The 16,507-nt window shown below is 62.4% G+C and carries 18 protein-coding genes and 2 tRNA genes; 8 read left to right on the forward strand and 12 right to left on the reverse strand.

The window, feature by feature from the left end; translation table 11 throughout:
- Positions 1-38 precede the first annotated feature (38 nt).
- The 5 genes from SynA1524_RS02820 to SynA1524_RS02840 all read right to left on the reverse strand — a co-directional run bounded on the left by SynA1524_RS02820 (position 39) and on the right by SynA1524_RS02840 (position 3,278).
- Positions 39-431, reverse strand: coding sequence for a HEPN domain-containing protein (locus SynA1524_RS02820; protein ID WP_186498856.1), 393 nt, complete (start codon positions 429-431; stop codon positions 39-41).
- The gene (locus tag SynA1524_RS02825) at positions 428-658 is read right to left on the reverse strand and encodes a nucleotidyltransferase domain-containing protein (RefSeq protein WP_286188724.1); all 231 of its coding nucleotides are present in this window, start codon (positions 656-658) and stop codon (positions 428-430) included. Before SynA1524_RS02825 ends, SynA1524_RS02820 begins: the two co-directional genes overlap by 4 nt.
- A 150-nt stretch (positions 659-808) precedes the next feature.
- Positions 809-1,210: a DUF3119 family protein gene (locus SynA1524_RS02830; protein ID WP_186498857.1), complete on the reverse strand. Its 402-nt coding sequence runs from the start codon at positions 1,208-1,210 to the stop codon at positions 809-811.
- Entirely contained in the window at positions 1,207-1,956 is a 750-nt protein-coding gene (locus SynA1524_RS02835; RefSeq protein ID WP_186498858.1) for an MlaE family ABC transporter permease, read from the reverse strand. The genes SynA1524_RS02830 and SynA1524_RS02835 overlap by 4 nt, the downstream gene beginning before the upstream one ends.
- Complete coding sequence (locus tag SynA1524_RS02840; RefSeq protein WP_186499466.1) at positions 1,953-3,278, reverse strand: MFS transporter; 1,326 nt, start codon at positions 3,276-3,278, stop codon at positions 1,953-1,955. The genes SynA1524_RS02835 and SynA1524_RS02840 overlap by 4 nt, the downstream gene beginning before the upstream one ends.
- Positions 3,279-3,412: 134 nt before the next feature.
- On the opposite strand from SynA1524_RS02840, the gene SynA1524_RS02845 reads away from it, so the two are divergent.
- Positions 3,413-3,483: transfer RNA gene (locus SynA1524_RS02845), tRNA-Gly, on the forward strand.
- A 3-nt stretch (positions 3,484-3,486) separates the two neighbouring features.
- On the opposite strand, the gene SynA1524_RS02850 is transcribed toward SynA1524_RS02845, so the two are convergent.
- Complete coding sequence (locus SynA1524_RS02850; protein WP_186499467.1) at positions 3,487-5,565, reverse strand: glycogen debranching protein; 2,079 nt, start codon at positions 5,563-5,565, stop codon at positions 3,487-3,489.
- A gap of 53 nt (positions 5,566-5,618) precedes the next feature.
- Between SynA1524_RS02850 and SynA1524_RS02855 the strand changes: the two genes are divergently transcribed.
- The 5 genes from SynA1524_RS02855 (at position 5,619) to SynA1524_RS02880 (ending at position 8,376) form a co-directional block, all read left to right on the forward strand.
- Positions 5,619-6,266 carry an MBL fold metallo-hydrolase gene (locus SynA1524_RS02855; protein ID WP_186498859.1) on the forward strand — a complete coding sequence of 216 codons (648 nt, stop codon included), beginning with the start codon at positions 5,619-5,621 and terminating at the stop codon, positions 6,264-6,266.
- A 140-nt stretch (positions 6,267-6,406) separates the two neighbouring features.
- Positions 6,407-6,682, forward strand: coding sequence for an HU family DNA-binding protein (locus SynA1524_RS02860; protein WP_011127454.1), 276 nt, complete (start codon positions 6,407-6,409; stop codon positions 6,680-6,682).
- A 51-nt stretch (positions 6,683-6,733) separates the two neighbouring features.
- On the forward strand, positions 6,734-7,615 hold the full coding sequence (gene gluQRS, locus SynA1524_RS02865; RefSeq protein WP_186498860.1) for a tRNA glutamyl-Q(34) synthetase GluQRS: 882 nt from the start codon (positions 6,734-6,736) through the stop codon (positions 7,613-7,615).
- A gap of 66 nt (positions 7,616-7,681) precedes the next feature.
- Positions 7,682-7,870, forward strand: coding sequence for a hypothetical protein (locus SynA1524_RS02870; RefSeq protein ID WP_186498861.1), 189 nt, complete (start codon positions 7,682-7,684; stop codon positions 7,868-7,870).
- A gap of 191 nt (positions 7,871-8,061) precedes the next feature.
- Positions 8,062-8,376: a hypothetical protein gene (locus SynA1524_RS02880; RefSeq protein WP_286188646.1), complete on the forward strand. Its 315-nt coding sequence runs from the start codon at positions 8,062-8,064 to the stop codon at positions 8,374-8,376.
- A 3-nt stretch (positions 8,377-8,379) separates the two neighbouring features.
- On the opposite strand, the gene SynA1524_RS02885 is transcribed toward SynA1524_RS02880, so the two are convergent.
- From SynA1524_RS02885 to SynA1524_RS02900, 5 genes are all read right to left on the reverse strand, one after another.
- Entirely contained in the window at positions 8,380-9,450 is a 1,071-nt protein-coding gene (locus SynA1524_RS02885; RefSeq protein WP_286188725.1) for a mechanosensitive ion channel family protein, read from the reverse strand.
- Positions 9,451-9,727: 277 nt separating this feature from the next.
- Positions 9,728-10,531 carry a hypothetical protein gene (locus SynA1524_RS12955; RefSeq protein ID WP_286188647.1) on the reverse strand — a complete coding sequence of 268 codons (804 nt, stop codon included), beginning with the start codon at positions 10,529-10,531 and terminating at the stop codon, positions 9,728-9,730.
- Between the two features lie 88 nt (positions 10,532-10,619).
- Positions 10,620-11,348 (reverse strand): succinate dehydrogenase/fumarate reductase iron-sulfur subunit, encoded by a 729-nt coding sequence (locus SynA1524_RS02890; RefSeq protein ID WP_186498864.1) that lies wholly within the window; start codon positions 11,346-11,348, stop codon positions 10,620-10,622.
- Positions 11,345-13,261, reverse strand: a complete 1,917-nt coding sequence (locus tag SynA1524_RS02895) for a fumarate reductase/succinate dehydrogenase flavoprotein subunit (RefSeq protein WP_186498865.1) — start codon at positions 13,259-13,261, stop codon at positions 11,345-11,347. The genes SynA1524_RS02890 and SynA1524_RS02895 overlap by 4 nt, the downstream gene beginning before the upstream one ends.
- Positions 13,258-13,905, reverse strand: coding sequence for a succinate dehydrogenase cytochrome b subunit (locus SynA1524_RS02900; protein ID WP_286188648.1), 648 nt, complete (start codon positions 13,903-13,905; stop codon positions 13,258-13,260). The genes SynA1524_RS02895 and SynA1524_RS02900 overlap by 4 nt, the downstream gene beginning before the upstream one ends.
- Positions 13,906-14,014: 109 nt before the next feature.
- On the opposite strand from SynA1524_RS02900, the gene SynA1524_RS02905 reads away from it, so the two are divergent.
- Positions 14,015-15,070, forward strand: a complete 1,056-nt coding sequence (locus SynA1524_RS02905; RefSeq protein WP_286188649.1) for a hypothetical protein — start codon at positions 14,015-14,017, stop codon at positions 15,068-15,070.
- Positions 15,067-16,137 (forward strand): hypothetical protein, encoded by a 1,071-nt coding sequence (locus SynA1524_RS02910; protein WP_286188650.1) that lies wholly within the window; start codon positions 15,067-15,069, stop codon positions 16,135-16,137. The genes SynA1524_RS02905 and SynA1524_RS02910 overlap by 4 nt, the downstream gene beginning before the upstream one ends.
- Before the next feature lie 188 nt (positions 16,138-16,325).
- Here the strand turns inward: SynA1524_RS02910 and SynA1524_RS02915 are convergent.
- A tRNA-Thr gene (locus SynA1524_RS02915) sits at positions 16,326-16,398 on the reverse strand.
- Between the last annotated feature and the right edge of the window lie 109 nt (positions 16,399-16,507).

A 16,507-nucleotide genomic window follows, 5' to 3' on the forward strand; every position in this document is an offset into this window, starting at 1 on the left:
CGTGTAAAAATGTGATTTATATCTGCTAAATATCGTGCCTAAGGCGTAATGGTTGCCTGGGCGAATGCCATCACCTGCGAGGCGGCATTCCGTGCCTGCGCGCTGTCCTCGGCGTCGAAGCGATCGGCGGGTGCCTCGCTATCGCTTGGATAGCGCGTTTCAGTACTCATACGGCTCAACGCCTTGAGCCGCACAGTCCGGATGGGCGACACGTCGACCCCTCCTGCTTCCACACTGCCGACCTGGCGATCCAGCGCATGGCTGTAAGACGGCAGGGAGCCAAGCAAAATCAACAGGGCCTTCAGCGCTTTTTCAGCGGCCTGGCAGTAGTGGAAACAGGCCTGGCTGTGAAAGCCTTGTTGGGCGGTGAGTTCGGCCACGGCCCAATCGCTGTTGGCCTGGCGCATCCAGGCATTAACGCGAGGGGTCATGGCTGGTTCAGGCGCAGGGCATCGCGGCCGATGGCACTCCAGTAGGGGTCGTAGCCGTTGCGGCGCTCTTGCCATTCCAGCTCGGTTAACGCCAGCACGTCGTCGGCCATTCCCAGATCCAGCACCGCATCCGCCAGCTTGCTGGCTTGGCTGCGATTCGGGGCAACGGCCAGCACGTCCACATCCGAAAAGCCATCCCAGTCGCCCCGGGCCCAGGATCCGAACAGTCAGAGGCTCCCGCCGGGATGTTCAGCTAGCACGAGGCTTGCCTGCTGATGCAGCCCATTGAGCCGCTCTGCCTGCTTGCGGCGGCGAATGTCAGCAACCGCCATGCCCATGATTCGACGCTATGGGCAGATCGACGGCACAGCAAGCGCTCAGTCAGCGTTGCTGGCCGGCACTTCCAGCGCACCCACCCGCAGCTCCAGTTGGTCCCGCAGCTGCTTTGGGCTGAACAGGATCGGCAGGAAATGGATGCTCTGGGTTTCGCGGAAATACAGCAGCCCGGGCAGCCAGGGGGCAAACAGCCGCCAGGTGAGCCATTGGTCGTAGGGGAAGCGGCGCAGCTCCCGGCTGTTCTGCCACACGATCAGGGCCCGCTCCTCAAACTCCAGCCTCAGGCTTGCAGTTTGAATCAGCAGAAACACCCCGAACAGCACCACCACCAGCGTGGGCCAGGGATGCAGCGGCAGTGGCAGCAGCGCAGCACCGAAGACCACCACCAGCAGCGGCAGCCGTGCATCCGGTTTCAGGGTGACGCTTGTGGGGGTTGAGCTCATGCGCCGAACAGCACCTGGGTCAGAACGACATCCATGATCGCCACCAGGATCAGGATCATGACGACCGCACCGGTGGTGCTGGTGCCCACCTCCTTCGGGCCGCCTTTGGTCGTCAGTCCCCAGCCGCAGGCGATCACCGCGATGATCAGCCCAAATACCAGCGCCTTCACCAGCATGAAGGGCAGGTCCGTTGGATTCATCCAGGTGCGCACGGAGGTCCAGAACACCGCCGGTGGGATGTTGTAAAGCGCTGTGCTGGTGATCTGGCCGCTCCACACCGCCATCAGGAAGAAGAAGAAGCACTGCACCGGTGCCATCACCACCATGGCGATCATCCGCGGCACCACCAGGTACTCCACCGGGTCGGTGCGCAGCATCGTGATCGCATCGATTTGCTCGGTCACCTTCATGGTGCCCAGCTGCGCTGCGTATGCGGTGGCCACCTTTCCCGCCAGCAGGCAGGAGGTGAGCAGTGGTGCAATCTCCCGGGCCAGGCCAATGGCCAGGATGCCGCCCACCGTTGATCCGGCCCCCTGGCGGGTGAGTTCGGCGGCCACCTGGATGTTGAACACCGAACCGGCGGCGATTGAGATGATCAGCACGATCAGCAGGCTGCCGGGACCCGCCTCCATCATCTGATCCTGCAGATCCACGGTGTTGATCCGCCCCCGCAGGGTGGCCGTCACGGCCTGACCACCGATCAACAGGCTGGCGCCCAGTCGTTTCAGCCAGCGGGGTGAAGTCATCCGGCGGAAGCCTGCAGGTGGGCGCCACGGTCCGGCCAGCCTCGCATCACCACAAGCCCCAGCATCACCAGTACCGCTGGCAGCAGACCCATGCAGATCCGGATCGCCAGCAAAGCGGTGGCTGGTTGCTCCACAAAGCTCAGGGCACCGTTGCAAGCCCCCTGGCTGGAGATGTAGCCCGTGAGCGAGAGCAGGCTGCCGAACACCGACATCGTCAGGCCGATGATCAGCTTCTGGCCGAACACCATCCAGGCGGTGTAGAGCCCAGCCGGTTTGCTCGGATCGGCATCAATCGCATCCGGCAGAAGCGACCAGGGAATCAAGTAGGCCGTGGCGGCACCGATGCCCACCACGGCGATCAGCCCCGCCAGTGGTAACAGCTGCAGCACACCGGCTCCCTCTGGCAGGGCGGGAAACAGCATCGAGAGCAGGCAGGCCAGGATCCACAGGCCCGCCCCCCAGCGCAGGGTGGCCACCCGGCCGTTGCGGTTGCTCAGCACGCTCCACAGCTGCAACCCTCCAAGCGCCGCGATCTGAAACGGCAGCAGGATCCAGGTGGACAGCTGGGCCGGCACATGCACCACCTGCACGAGCCAGATCAGCGCCACCACCTGCATCAGTTGCAGGCCAAACCAGAGCAGCAGGTACAGCCCCAGCACCTGACGGAAGCGCGGGTTGCTCAGCACCCGTTTGAGCTGCTGCATGGCCGGTTCGCTGTTGGTCGTCGGCCGCTGGGCCCGCTTGGCAAAGGGGGCCAGCCCCCAGCAGCAGGCCAGGGTGGCCACCGCCGCTATTGTTCCGGTGATCCGGCCCATGGCCAGATAGCCGCCACCGCCGTCGGTGAGCACCACCGACGCCACAATCAGTCCGCTGAGACCCGCGAGGATCGAGCCGGTGAATCGCGCCGCATTCAGGCGGGTGCGCATCGCCGTATCCGGCGTTAGCTCCGTGGATAGGGCGGCATAGGGAAGGTTGACGCTGGTGTAAGCGGTCATCAACAGCACCGCCATCACCACGTAATAAAAGGTGCGTTGGCCGACCCCGCCGGGGGGAACCCACCACATCGCCGCCAGGCTGATGCCCAGGGGCAGGGCCGCCGTCAGCATCCAGGGCAGCCTGGGTCCCCAGCGGCTGGTGGTGTGATCGCTGAGCCAGCCGATCAAGGGGTCGTTGACGGCATCCCACACCTTGATCACCGTGAGCAGCGCCCCGGCGATGAAGGCGGGCAACCCCGCAGCACAGGTGAAGAAGGGGAAGAGATAAAAGCCCAGCTGCGTGGCAGCTAGGCCTGTGCCGGCGTCACCAAGCCCGTAGGCCAGCATCAACCTGCGTCGGGATCCCCCGCTGATTGCGTCGGACGATGTCACGCGAGTGCAGGGGGCAGGCGGACCGCCATAATGCAGGTGTGCTGAAGCACTGACCACCCCATCAAGGGTTGTAGTTCAGGCGTACCAGTGCGGGTGTTGTGTAATGGTAAGACCTCAGCCTTCCAAGCTGATGACACGGGTTCGATTCCCGTCACCCGCTTCCTCAGAGCGCCAGGCCTGACGCCACTTCTCGGGCCAGCAGCAGCACCAGGCTGCGGCTCGCCAGGGGAATATCCACGCCGTCGTACGGCACCGCTTGCGCCGGCAGGTCCTCCCCGGCGGGCAGGGAGGTATCGATCACCTGCATCCAGGGGGATGCCGGCACCGGCAGCTCGAAGTTGAGCGGTTCGTTGTAGGCGTTGAAGCCCATCCACAACAGGGCTCCGCGGCTGCCCATGTGCATGCTGGTGGCGGTGGTGCGGCTCCAGGCTGCCCAGTCCGGCTTGCTCAGCTCCACGCCGTGCCATTGCCGCCACAGGTCAGTGGGGGTCTGGGGTTGCTTGCGGCTGGTTTCCGGTGGTGGCACCAGCGGATTGAACAGTTGCGGCAGGGCCTGCCGCAGTTTCAGCAGCCGCTGCAGAAACAATTTCAGCTCCAAATCGCAGTGGTCGTCGTTCCAGACCATCCAGCTGAGGGGGCTGTCCTGGCACCAGCTGTTGTTGTTGCCCCCCTGGCTGCGGCCCACCTCATCGCCCATCAGAAGCATCGGCACGCCGCGGGCCAGCAGCAGGCTGCTCAGCAGGTTGCGTTGCTGGCGGCGCCGCAGCGCCAGCACCTGCGGGTCGGTCGTTGGACCTTCCACGCCGTGGTTCCAGCTGTTGTTGTGGTTTTCGCCGTCGCGGTTGTCCTCGCCGTTGGCCAAGTTGTGTTTGCGGTTGTAGGCCACCAGATCCGCCAGGGTGAAGCCGTCATGGGCGGTGATTAGGTTCACCGAGCGTCCCAGGGCTACCGGTTTGTAGTTGTACAGATCCGGACTGCCCTTGAACCGTTGGGCCAGCGTCCAGGTGCTGTGCTCATCGCCCTTCCAGAAGCGGCGCAAGCCATCGCGGAAGTGACCATTCCAGGTGCCGATCCGCTGGGCCGGAAAATCCTCCAGTCGGTACAGGCCGCCGCAATCCCAGGGCTCGCTCACCAGCTTGAGATCGCTGAGTTGCGGATCGGCTTCGATCGCCCGAAACAGTGGTGGCTGATCCAGCGGTTTGAGCTGGTTGCCGCGGCTGAGGGCGATGCCCAGATCGAAGCGGAAGCCATCCACCCCGAGTTCCAGCGCCCAGCAGCGCATCGACTCCAGGATCAATTGCGTGCTGATCGGTTGGTTGGCGGCGATGGAGTTGCCGCAGCCGCTCACATCCAGGTATTCGCCACTGCTGGTTTGGTGGTAGTAGGTGCGATCGGCAAAACCGCGCCAGCTCAGGGTTGGCCCCAGCCGGGTGCCCTCCGTGGTGTGGTTGTAGACCACATCCAGCAACACTTCGATGTTGGCGTCATGGCAGGCGGCCACCAGCTGACGCACCTGATGGCGAAGTTGCAGCGGATCATCGCCACAGCCGTAGCCGTGGTGGGGGGTGAACCAGCTCAGTGGGCTGTAGCCCCACACGTTGTCGCGACCTAGCGGTGCATCGGCGGGGTCGAAGCAGAACACCGGCAGCAGTTCGATCGCCGTGATGCCGAGCTCTTTGAGATAGGGCAGCTTGTCGATCAGCCCCAGGTAGGTGCCCCGCTGCTCCGGGGCGACGCCGGAATCGTCTCGGCCGGTGAAGCCGCCCACATGCAGCTCATAAATCACCGAGCGCTGCCAGCTGTGGCGGGGCCGTGGATGGCGCTGAAAATCAAAGGGCTCCCGCTCTGTCACCACTGCTTTGAGGCAGGCATGAGCGTTCGGGGTTGGCCCGGTGGCCAGCACCCGGTCGTAGACGTCCCAGCCGCTGATGGCGCGGGCGGCGGGGTCGACCAGCACCTTCGCTGGTTGAAAGCCGTGGCCCCCCGGTGCCAGAGGTCCGAACACCCGGTAGGCGTAGCAGCAGCCCTCGCCAACGCCTTCCAGCTCCACATGCCAGTAATCGCCGGAGCGGTGGCGGCGGGTATCCAGTTCGATCACCCGCTCGGGTGTCGGCGTTGATGCCCGTTCGAAGATCAGCAGCTCGATCCGGTCCGCTGCCGGTGCCGCCACCGAGAAGTTCACCCCCCGGGGTGTGAGGCTGCTGCCCAGGGGCCAGGGCGTGCCGGGGTGGATGCCGCTCAAGGCCAACGGGCATGGCGCCTTCAAACTAGTGCTTTGGTCCGGCGCTGAACGTCATGACGATGACCACGGCTTTGGAGCCCGGTCGGCCTCCCCAGCAGCTGCGGCACGATCTCTGGCTGTTCCCCCCCAACCGCGACTGCCAGGGCGGCAGCGCCTGGTGGCTGGAGGCAATGCCGGAGCCGGTGCTGATCGATTGCCCGCCACTCACCGAGGCAACGCTGACCGCTCTGCGCGACCTGGCGGGGTCGCGCACACCGCGCATCCTGCTCACCAGCCGGGAGGGCCACGGTCGTCTGCGGCGGCTCCAGGAGCGTTTCGGCTGGCCGGTGCTGGTGCAGGAGCAGGAGGCCTATCTGCTGCCCAACGTCACGCCGCTGCACACCTTTGCTGACGAGTACATCACCAGCAGTGGCCTGCGCTTGCTCTGGACAGCGGGCCCCACTCCCGGCAGCTGCGTGGTGCATGCACCCCATGCGGATCTGTTGTTCTGCGGGCGTTTGCTGACGCCGCTGGGTCCTGGACGGCTCGGGCCCCTGCGCCATGGCCGCACATTTCACTGGCCACGCCAACTCGAAAGTCTGCGGCAGCTGCGCGGTTGGATTCCTTCAGATGCCAGCCCCCAACTGGCATCTGGCGCGGGTCTTGGGGCGCTGCGGGGGGAGCGTCTGGTGCCCTTCAGTGGCTGGTCGGAAGCGGTGTAATCCAGCTAAAGCATTGCGGCACAGGACTTGTCGCTTGCAGCACCCCGTCAGCCTCCATACGATTGGGCCGCTTGGGGAAGGCAGCGGCGGGACCGAACGCCGTTTCAGCGCCGTCTCCGCCTCCCGACTCTTCCTCTCCAATGAACAAAGCTGACCTGGTGAATCTGGTGGCTGCTCGCACCGAGCTCACCAAGACCGACGTCTCCATGGTTGTCGACGCCGCAATCGAAACCATCATCGATTCCGTTGTTGAAGGCAAAAAGGTATCGATCCTTGGTTTCGGCTCCTTCGAACCCCGCGAGCGTTCCGCCCGTCAGGGTCTGAACCCCAAGACCGGCGAAAAGATCGCCATCCCCGCCAAGCGCGTGCCTGCCTTCACCGCCGGCAAGATGTTCAAGGACCGCGTGCAGGGCTGATCCAACAACGATTCTCTGATCGAATGGGCGGTCCAGGGGGCCGCCTTTTTCATGCCCGTTCCGGATCATCTGCTGCTGGAGCTGGAGCGTGGCCTGCGCTGGCGTGCTGAAGGCATGTACCGCGGTCGCTACGCCCCCTCGCCCACGGGCGCCTTGCATCTCGGCAATCTCCAGACCGCTCTGTTGTCCTGGTTGCAGGCGCGCCAGGCCGGTGGTGTCTGGCTGTTGCGCATCGATGATCTCGACACCCCCCGCAACCGGCCCGGTGCTGTTGAGGCGATCCAGGACGATCTGCACTGGCTCGGGCTCGACTGGGACGGAGAGCCGATTCTGCAGAGCCGCCGCCGTGGGCTGTACGCCTCCTGGCTCTCCTGGTTGCGCCGCAGCGGCGCCCTGTTCCCCTGCCGTTGCTCACGACGGGAGCTGGCAGGTCTGGCGCGCTACCCCGGCACCTGCCGTGATGGCGGTGCTGGCTGGGGGTGGCGTGATCGCCGTTTGCCCAGCTGGCGGTTGCGGGTTCCCGGCCGTGATCCAGATGGCAGCGGTGACGTGGTGGTGCGCCGTGCCGACGGGTTCATCGCCTACCAGTTGGCCACCGTGATCGACGAACTGGCCCTGGGCATAACTGATGTGGTGCGCGGTGAGGACCTGCGCGAGGCATTGCCCGCCCAGCGGAGTGTGTATCGGGCTCTGCAGCAGCAGCCCCCCCGCTTTCACCACGGTCCGTTGCGTTGTGACGCCGAGGGGAGGAAGCTGTCGAAACGTGAGGCCAGCAGCGGGCTGATGCCCTTGCGTGAGCTGGGTCTGGATGCCCCTGCAGTGGTCGGTCTTCTGGCCTCTGGCCTTGGTTGTGTGGGGCCTGGAGCCCAGCTCTCGGCGATCGAATTGCTGGATGACTTGACTCAGAAAGGGATCCGTGCTGGCCATTCTTAAGGAAGGCTTCGGGATCGTGCGGCTCAATTGGCCTCACACTGATTTCAACGATCCAGCGCACCGGTTATGAGCACCTGCACCATCTGCGGAGGCAGCGGGATTCAACGCGTGTCCGGCCAGCGTTTCCAAACGTGTCTGGCCTGCCTCGGCCAGGGTCAGATCAGTGCCGCCATTCAGGCGGTTCCTTTGAATCAGCTGTCCACTTCGGATATGACCGTCACGCCGCTGAGTGGTCTGGTTCCTCAGCGGTCCTGATCAGAGCCGTGTTCAGCCCAGCGGGGCCTTCTGTTTGTTGCGCACCACGAAGAAGGTGGCCGTGCCGACAACAACGACCAGCGGCACGGCGGTGAACAGCAGCAGAGCGATCGCGGTCCAGTCGGTGTACACGGCTGAGCTCGGGGGCAAAGTTGAGTCATCATCACAGCAAACCGCCTCCTGGTTTCGTGATGGCACGACCCGTCACAGTCGTTGCATCTCTGCTGGTTCTCAGCTGCGCAGGCGAAGTTAAGGCTGCCGGTCTGGCCGCTGTGCAGGCTGACGCCCGCCTCTGCCTGCAAGGCAGGCAGCCAGCCGCCTGCGAACGGGCGCTGGATCACACTGAGCAGCTTCAGCGCCGAGCGGCGGACCTCGAGGCCTATCCCTGTCAGACCCTGCTGCTGGCTCTGCAGGCCGATGTGATCCTCCAGCAGCTCGGCCAGGGCCGCGGCGAGCGAGCCCTGGCCGATCTCAGTGCTGCCGGCCGCGGATGTGCCGGGTTGTGAGGGTTAGGGGAGCGTTTTTTGAATCTCCACACTGGTGGGTAGGGGGATTTCGATGCCATTGGCGGCGAAGCAATCAAGGATCCCCTTGTTCACGCGTGCAAGAGCACTGAAGAATCCACCGACATCGGTGTAGGTCGACTCCATCAAGACCATGAAATCCAGGCTGTAATCCGAGATGGCGGAAAGGCGGCAAACACTCAGGGTCAGGTTGGGATCGTTGTTGATGATGTCGGCCAGAAGATCGGGGATGCGATCCACCATCTCCAGAGGTGTGTCTCGAGCAACTCTGATCGATTGCTTGAGGTTTTTCACAACGGCAATGATTAGCTTGATATCTCCAAGAATGGATTGTCGGACGCTTAAGTAGTCCTCCCAACTGGAAATGCGCACTTCGGCCAGCACTGTCAGGCTGAGCGCGCCACTCGGGCTTTCGTCGTAGTGGGCGCAATGACTTGTGAGCGATTGAATCCCCGCCAGGTAATCGCAGCTACGTTGGGTGATGGCATTCAGCTGGCCAATGCCAAGGCCTAAGGGAAGTGATAGAACAAATTCGATGGTTTGGAGAGGATGCTGCAGCCCGCCCCTCTTCTGCAAGGTCTGGCGTGTGAAATTAACGATCGTCGTGTCATCCACCTTGTTATTGGGAATGGTGACATTTGCTGAAAGGGTGGAGAGCTCGATTGAGCGCAGCCCGATCCGTTTGACGAAGCCAAGCTTGTCGCCAACCTGGCAGAACTCTCCAACACGAATGGGGCGATCGGACTGGATGGAGATGCCGGCAAAGATGTTGCCAAGCAACTTGGATGCTCCCAAGCCAATCGCCAAGCCTGGTACGGCTGAAAAGGCCAGAACGGTATTGCTTGGCATTCCAAGTCGCAGCAAAAGTTGGTAGATGATCAGGACTGCTGTCAGCGCGCCGAGGAAGCGACATATCGGTAGAAGAACGTTTTGGATGCGTTTGCGCTCCAGGTCTGATTTGCTGCGTTTGAAACTCAGGATCCAGTGAGAACTGGTGCGGCCCAGGGCCTCGAACAGCAGGATGATGGATCCGCCGAACGCGACATAGGCCAGCATGTCGAAACAGAAGTCGATATTGCGAAGCCACCATCCGGTGATGTTGATTTTGTTATCGATCAACCGAAGTGTGAAAACCGAGAGAGGTGCGATGGGCGCAATCAGAAAAAAGCGTCTCCAGGCAGTATTTTCGACTTTCCAGAACCGAACTTTCCGATCGGAGGTGAAGTCTTTGACGTAGCGGAATGTGTTCAGGAATGTGTAAATCAGAAGCCCCACAATGGGCAGGTAAATTCCAATAAAAATCAGTGTTAGTGTGATTTGGAGGAGGCTCTGTTCACCTATCGGTAATTCTAGAAATGAGCGAATGTCCTTGGGCAGCAGGAGATAGGCCTTGGGTGGAACCAGGTATCCAGGGGTGTAGGTGTAGGTGGAATACCCATGGCGTGGCGTAGGAGTTGCTCTCACTGGCAGTTCCCGTTTCGCGGATACTGGCGACGTATTGGTAGCCCTTGTCGACATTGTCGAGGGTTCGTTTCGTGAACTGGTAATAGGGAATATCAGCTCCTTCTTGAAGTTTCGAAGCCAGGGCAATCATCGACCCAGCTAGGCGCCAGAAACCCTTTTCGGTGCGGCTTGGAAGTTCAATCGGTGTCTCGGAGTTACTGAGGACATAGTCGAGAATCTCCTTCAGTTTTAGAGCAGCTTCTTCCTGTGTGTTCTCGCGGATGCTTTCGGGTAACTCCGAGGCATCGATCGTCTGTACAGCTGATCGGAACAGGCGCTCGGCCTCTTCAATTTTTTGACGTGACTTCGCGCTCCACCTCAAGCCTGGGTCGGTTCGGGCTTCATCCGCAACACTGCGAACCAGTTGCCCTGCTCGGGCCATGGCCGAATAGAACTTGATCAGGCTGAGTCGGGGATTGGTGTCAACGACCTGACCCAGAAAGCCGCTGTCCCAGCGGCTTCGCCAGGTCTCCAGGTCGGCATAGAAAGGTTGATCTTCGAGCCGGATTGGTGCGGCTTGGCTGTCGACAGCCGTGTTGATTGGCGCTGCAACAGCGTCGACTGCTGTGTACCCAACGGAGGGCGTCAGCCCGACGCCGATCCAAGCGCTCAGCAGCACAAGAGCTGCCAGCAAGCCAGCCTTGAACTGGCGTCTCAAACCCTTGAACGTCATGAGGGTCACGTCAAAGGATCTGGCCGGAGGTTAAAGGCAATGACGCGCGTTAGCCCCGCCTCTCCCGGTGCATCCAGCTGATCCAGTCCGCTGAGATCTCCTGAGGGCATGCGGCTTCACATTCGAGGTGGCTGCTGCAGCTTCCGAATCCTTCCGTCACCATTTGGTCTTGCATGGCTTTTGCCCTGGATGCCCGTTCCGGTTGGCCCTGGGGGAGTTGCCCCAGGTGCGCCAATTTGGCGGCCACGAACAGGCTGGCGGACGCATTCCTGCAGCTGGCCACACAGGCTCCGCAGCCGATGCAGGTGGCTGTGCTGAAGGCGCTGGTGGCCTGGTCGCGTCCCACCGGCAGGGCATTGCCATCCGGCGCCTGGCCGGTGCCGGTGGAGCAGTAGCCACCGGCCGCGATCAGTCGGTCCAAGGCAGAGCGGTCCACCATTAGATCCTGAATCGCAGGGAAGGCCTTGGCCCGCCATGGCTCAAGCGTGAGTTCCGCGCCGTCCTCGAATTCCCGGAGATAGAGCTGACACACCGACGTGGCAATACGGGGGCCGTGGGCCTGGCCGTTCACGAGGAAGCCGCAACTGCCGCAGATGCCCTCCCGGCAATCGTGCTCAAAGCTCACCGGTCGTTCCCCGGCGCTGATCAGCTGCTCGTTCAGTTGATCGAGGGCCTCCAGCAGCGACACATCCGGCGAAACATCGGCAAGTCCATGACGCTCGTACCGGCCGGGTTGGTCTGCGGCGGGCTGGCGCCAGATGCGCAGGGTGATCTTCATCGGTAGCTGCGGGTGCTCGGTTGCAGGGCGGTGAACTGCAACGTTTCGCTGTGGCGGATCGGCTCCGCACCATCCTGGTGTTCCCAGGCAGCGATGTGGGCGAAGTTGACGTCATCGCGCCGTGCTTCACCCTCCGGGCTCTGGTGCTCCTCACGGAAGTGGGCACCGCAGGACTCCTCCCGCGCCAGGGCATCGCGCAGCATCAGCTGTGCCAACCCGAAGAAATCACTCACCCGCAGCGCTTTCTCCAGTTCCGCGTTGGGCCCTGCCGCTTCTCCCGGCACCCGCACTTCACCGTGGAAGCGCTTCTCCAAAGCCTCCACCTGGCTGAGTCCGTCCCGGAGACCTTCGGCATCGCGGCTGATGCCGCAGCTATCGATCATCACGGCCCCGAGTTCCCGGTGGAAGCTGTCCACAGGAGTTGTGCCTCCACTGCCCAGCATCGTCTCGATCCGACGGAGGGTGCTCTCCAGGGCTTCTCGGCAGGCCGAATGATCAGGCGTGACGTCCGGGGCTGCGTTGCCCGCCAGCCAGGCTGTCACCGTGGACGGGGCAATGAAATACCCGTCGGCCAATCCCTGCATCAACGCACTAGCCCCCAGGCGGTTGGCGCCGTGTTCGGAGTAGTTCGCCTCCCCGAGCACGAACAACCCCGGGATCGAGCTCATCAACTGATAGTCCACCCACAGGCCGCCCATCGTGTAGTGGGGGGCGGGGTAAATCCGCATCGGTTTGCGGTAGGGATCGTCGCCGCTGATCCGCTCGTACATCTTCATCAAGTTGCCGTAGCGGGCGGCGATAGCCTCGCGGCCTTCCGTCTTGATCGCATCGGTGAGATCCAGAAACACCGAGAGGCCACCGGGCCCGACGCCCCGCCCTGCATTGCACAGCTCCCGCGCCCGGCGGGAGGCCACATCCCGTGGCGCCATGTTGCCGTAGCTGGGATACAGCCGCTCCAGGAAATAGTCGCGCTCCTGTTCCGGGATGTCCTCGGCGGATCGCTGGTCGCCCGTTTCGAGCGGCAGCCAAATGCGGCCGTCGTTGCGCAGGCTTTCGCTCATCAGCGTGAGCTTGCTCTGGAAGGCATCACCGCTGGGAATGCAGGTGGGGTGGATCTGGGTGAAGCAGGGGTTGGCGAACAGGGCGCCCTTGCGGTGGGCCCGCCAGATGGCGCTGGCGTTGGATTTCAGCGCATTTGTTGAGAGGAAGTAGACGTTGCTGTAGCCCCCGGTGCAGAGCAGCACCGTGCGGGCGGTGTGAATTTCCAACGCACCGCTGAGCAGATGGCGGGCTACCACGCCCCGCGCAACACCATCAACGGTGATTAGCTCGAGCACATCACGGCGGGTGAGCAGTCGGACCCGGCCAAGCTCCACCTGACGCATCAATGCCTGGTAGGCGCCATAGAGCAACTGCTGACCGGTCTGACCGCGGGCGTAGAAGGTACGGCTCACCAGGGCGCCGCCGAAACTACGGGTGGCCAGGCTGCCGCCGTATTCTCGGGCGAAGGGCACGCCCTGGGCCACGCATTGATCAATGATGCCGCTGCTGATTTCCGCCAGCCGCTGGCAGCCGCTTTCACGGGCGCGGAAATCACCTCCCTTGAGCGTGTCGGTGAACAGGCGGCTGACGCTGTCGCCGTCCACGGCGACCGATCGCGCCGCATTGATGCCGCCCTGGGCCGCCACCGAATGGGCCCGCCGCGGGCTGTCGTGGAAGCTCAGCACCGTCACCCGGTAGCCCTGCTGGGCCAGGGTGGCGGCGGCAGAGGCACCCGCCAGGCCGGTGCCCACCACCAGCACATCGATCTGGCCTTTGCGCAGGGGGCTGATCAGGGGCAGTCCCTCCTTGGTGCGCTGCCAGGCATCGGCGATCGGTCCGGCAGGAATGCGCGGGTCGGGCAGGCCGCTCATGCGACACCTCCCAGGGCCAGCAGCACACTGATCGTCAGGAAACCGCCGCCGACCAGGGCGGCGAGAACGCCTGCTACTGCGCGCAGGGCGCTGCTGTTGGCAGGTGTCAGCCAGCCCAGGCTGCGGTGGGCAGCTTCGGCTCCGTGCAGCAGATGCAGGGCCAGGGCCACTGCCGCAGCGACATAGAGGAAAGCGTTCCACGGCTGCTGCAGCACCTGGATCAACGTGGCGGCTTCCTCGCCAGCTGCGGGGCGGGGCCAGCGCAGCTGGCGCAGGTGCATCACAAGAAATCCCAGGGTCACCATTCCGGCCACCACCGTGCTGCGGCTGGCCAGGGCTGCCAGAGGGGATTGGCGACGACTTCTGAGGGTCGCGGTGTTGCCGGCTCTGCGGTTGGCCATGGCCTTGGCCAGGGTGAGGCTGATGTGAACGATGGCCAGCAGCAGCAGGCCGCTCTCAACCACAGGCAGCCATGTGCTGCTGTGCAGGGCAGTGGCGTAGGCCTCGAACTGCTCAGGGGCCAGCACCGCTGGAAGCAGGCCAATCAGATGCACCAGCACAAATAGCACCAGCAGCAATCCGCTGAAGGCGGCACCCGTGCGGACAAGGGATGCAGGGACCTTGGCTATAGGGATGGTGACCAAAGCAGGCTCGGCACGTCCGTGATTGGGTCCATGCTCCCTGATCACGGCAACCGTTGTGATTCCTCAACGGCGTTGTCATGGTGGGTTGAGAGCAGAGTCGCCGCAGCTCGTGCCCGTTGTGCCACATCGCCATCGCTGGTGGATTGCCCTGGTTGCCGCTGCATTTGCCCTCACGCTGGCCTTGGGGTTGGGGCGGCCGTCGCAGGCGCCGCCCCCACTAGCAGAACGTTCGGATGCTCATGCGGCGATTGACTGGGGCACGGTGAAGGCTGCGCCGACTGCTCCAGCTGAGCCGCTGCTGCAGATGGGTGCCTACATCACCAACATCAGCGACATCGACCTGATGGATGACCAGTTCTCCATTGAACTGCTGCTTTGGACCATTTGGCATGGAGAAACGGATCAGAACCCCAGTGATCAATTGCGCGTCCTCAACGGCATCTACAACGGAGATATTCAGCGCTTTGAGCGGATCCGCCGGGATCAGACTGATGGTCATAGTTGGAGCCTTTACAAGGTGCGTTCACCGGTGGTAAAGCGCTGGCGCCTGCAGCGTTATCCCTTCGACGATCAGCTGCTGCACGTTCAGATCGGTCTGGATGATCCTCTGCAGCCGGTGAACCTGGACGTGGTGCCCACGCAGCCCTGCAGCGTGACCCCCAGCCTGCTGCTGCCGGGTTGGACCCTGAAAGATCCGACGGGTTACGCCTCCAGCATCAGCCTGATGAATGATCTGGGCCGTCCTCCCGCCGCCGGCGTCGCCGTGCGCCGGCAACCCACCGTGTCGTTTGACCTGCCGATCCAGCGGCGCAGCCTGCTGTTCGTCGCGCCCGATTTCCTCGGCTATTTGTTGGCTGTCGGCCTTTGCTGCATGAGTCTGCTGATCACCCGCAGCCGGGATGATCTGATCCTCGCGGCGGTGGTGTCCGCCGGCGGTAACTACGTGTTCATTGCCGGCAATCTTCCGGTGACGGCGATGACGGGCTTCATCGGAAATCTGCAATTGATCATTTTCCTGGGGATTCTTTACGTCGTCGGTGCTGATGAATTGATCGACAATCAGCTCAGTCTGATCAGTACAAGGGTTGCCGAGGGGCTGCGGGTGCTGTTGCTGCCCAGTTATGTGGCGATGACCTTGCTGGGCATCTGGTGGATCATTCCATGACACAACCAACAGCGCCCCACCCATCCGGCTACTGGACGTTGTTGACCTCCGGGCTCACCGTTGTGATTGCTTTGGTGGGCGTATTGTTGATTCAGCCGCGTCTGAGTGAACGTCGGCTCAAGATCGACGATCAATACATTCTGACAGCAACCGAAGTGCGGTCTCTGCCAGCGGGAACCCTCTCCGTGGTGTTGGATCGTTCGCCCGGCGAGGACCATAACGATTTCAAATATCGACTGCTGGAGCTCGTGCTCAAGCGCAGTGGTCGCCCCTTCGCCCTTGGGCTCAGTGAAGTGGTGGTCGCGCAGGATGAAGCCGTTGCGGCGTTGGAACAAGGCGTCGCCAGCTTCAGCCGCAATCCCTTTGCCTTGAGCATTGGGGTCTATGGCGCTGGCGTGGATGTGAACCGACGTCTGCTGCCAGTACCCATCCCCGTGACCGGAGGCATCCTCGGACTGCGCAGCGGTTGGACGCATCAGAGTCAGATGGCGCGACTGGCCACGATCCGGACCAGGCAGGATCTCGGCGACATCGTTCTGCTCCAGGGACTGGGCTGGAGTGATGTAGACATTTTTGATGCGGCTGGCCTACGCACCTTCACCGCACGCTCAGAAGATCTGTTTCGTCTGGTGGATCACCAACGGGTGCAGTTGTTCCCCAGGGGTATTGCGGAGTTGGAGCGGGAGGCGCAGCTGATGGCGTCATCCACATCGGACACCGCTTTGGATCCACATCTGCTGCTTGCCTATCCCTTCGCCGGCTTCTTTTACGTCAGCCCTGACAATCAACCGCTGGCGGATGCGATCAGAACGGGATTTGAACGGGCGATCGCTGATGGCTCCTATCAGCGATTGGTGGAGGAGCTGATTTTCACCCCCTGGTTGCGCCGCACGCTCGTGCTCAAGAATCGCCGAGTGATCGTTCTGGCCAATCCGGTGGCGGCTGATGTTCTTCCCGCTGTAGAGAGTCGCCATTGGATCGTGCCCTGGCCTGAGCTGTTGAACGAGGAGATCGAGACAGGAGAGCAGTTGTGCGCTGCGCAAAAGTTGAAGGCTCTTTGCTCTTGAGATGGATGTGAATCTGATTCCCATGATTGATTTTATTTCAAAATTTTTGAATTTGGGGATCAGGCTCTTTTGCTTTTCTGGTCCTGCAAATCGTCGGGCCTTTAGGCGTCAAAGCAGGTGGGATTCACTGGCAAATATTTTCTATGTTTATTTGAAGCAAGGGCAGATTGTTGCCCTTGATTGTTAAAAGCCGATGACCTGACTTGAACAGGCGACCCACGCTTTACGAAAGCGTTGCTCTACCGGCTGAGCTACATCGGCAACAATAGCAATTTAACATTTGAGACTGTGCCTGGCCGCCGTTTTGGACGAGAACCCAACATCACGGAAAGAATTGGCCCCGGCGTTGCGGGACCGTTTGATCCGTGAA

This window comes from Synechococcus sp. A15-24, assembly GCF_014280195.1.
In the GTDB taxonomy this organism is placed as follows: domain Bacteria; phylum Cyanobacteriota; class Cyanobacteriia; order PCC-6307; family Cyanobiaceae; genus Parasynechococcus.

Excerpts from the sequence above, each read along its gene's own strand:
- SynA1524_RS02835 (WP_186498858.1), bottom strand. The coding sequence starts at position 1,956 with ATGACTTCACCCCGCTGGCTGAAACGACTGGGCGCCAGCCTGTTGATC.
- SynA1524_RS02870 (WP_186498861.1), top strand. The coding sequence starts at position 7,682 with ATGAGCACCTGCACCATCTGCGGAGGCAGCGGGATTCAACGCGTGTCC.
- SynA1524_RS02885 (WP_286188725.1), bottom strand. The coding sequence starts at position 9,450 with ATGCTGGCCTATGTCGCGTTCGGCGGATCCATCATCCTGCTGTTCGAG.
- SynA1524_RS02860 (WP_011127454.1), top strand. The coding sequence starts at position 6,407 with ATGAACAAAGCTGACCTGGTGAATCTGGTGGCTGCTCGCACCGAGCTC.
- gluQRS (WP_186498860.1), top strand. The coding sequence starts at position 6,734 with ATGCCCGTTCCGGATCATCTGCTGCTGGAGCTGGAGCGTGGCCTGCGC.
- SynA1524_RS02910 (WP_286188650.1), top strand. The coding sequence starts at position 15,067 with ATGACACAACCAACAGCGCCCCACCCATCCGGCTACTGGACGTTGTTG.
- SynA1524_RS02840 (WP_186499466.1), bottom strand. The coding sequence starts at position 3,278 with ATGCTGGCCTACGGGCTTGGTGACGCCGGCACAGGCCTAGCTGCCACG.
- SynA1524_RS02830 (WP_186498857.1), bottom strand. The coding sequence starts at position 1,210 with ATGAGCTCAACCCCCACAAGCGTCACCCTGAAACCGGATGCACGGCTG.
- SynA1524_RS02880 (WP_286188646.1), top strand. The coding sequence starts at position 8,062 with ATGGCACGACCCGTCACAGTCGTTGCATCTCTGCTGGTTCTCAGCTGC.
- SynA1524_RS02895 (WP_186498865.1), bottom strand. The coding sequence starts at position 13,261 with ATGAGCGGCCTGCCCGACCCGCGCATTCCTGCCGGACCGATCGCCGAT.
- SynA1524_RS02820 (WP_186498856.1), bottom strand. The coding sequence starts at position 431 with ATGACCCCTCGCGTTAATGCCTGGATGCGCCAGGCCAACAGCGATTGG.
- SynA1524_RS02855 (WP_186498859.1), top strand. The coding sequence starts at position 5,619 with ATGACGATGACCACGGCTTTGGAGCCCGGTCGGCCTCCCCAGCAGCTG.
- SynA1524_RS02890 (WP_186498864.1), bottom strand. The coding sequence starts at position 11,348 with ATGAAGATCACCCTGCGCATCTGGCGCCAGCCCGCCGCAGACCAACCC.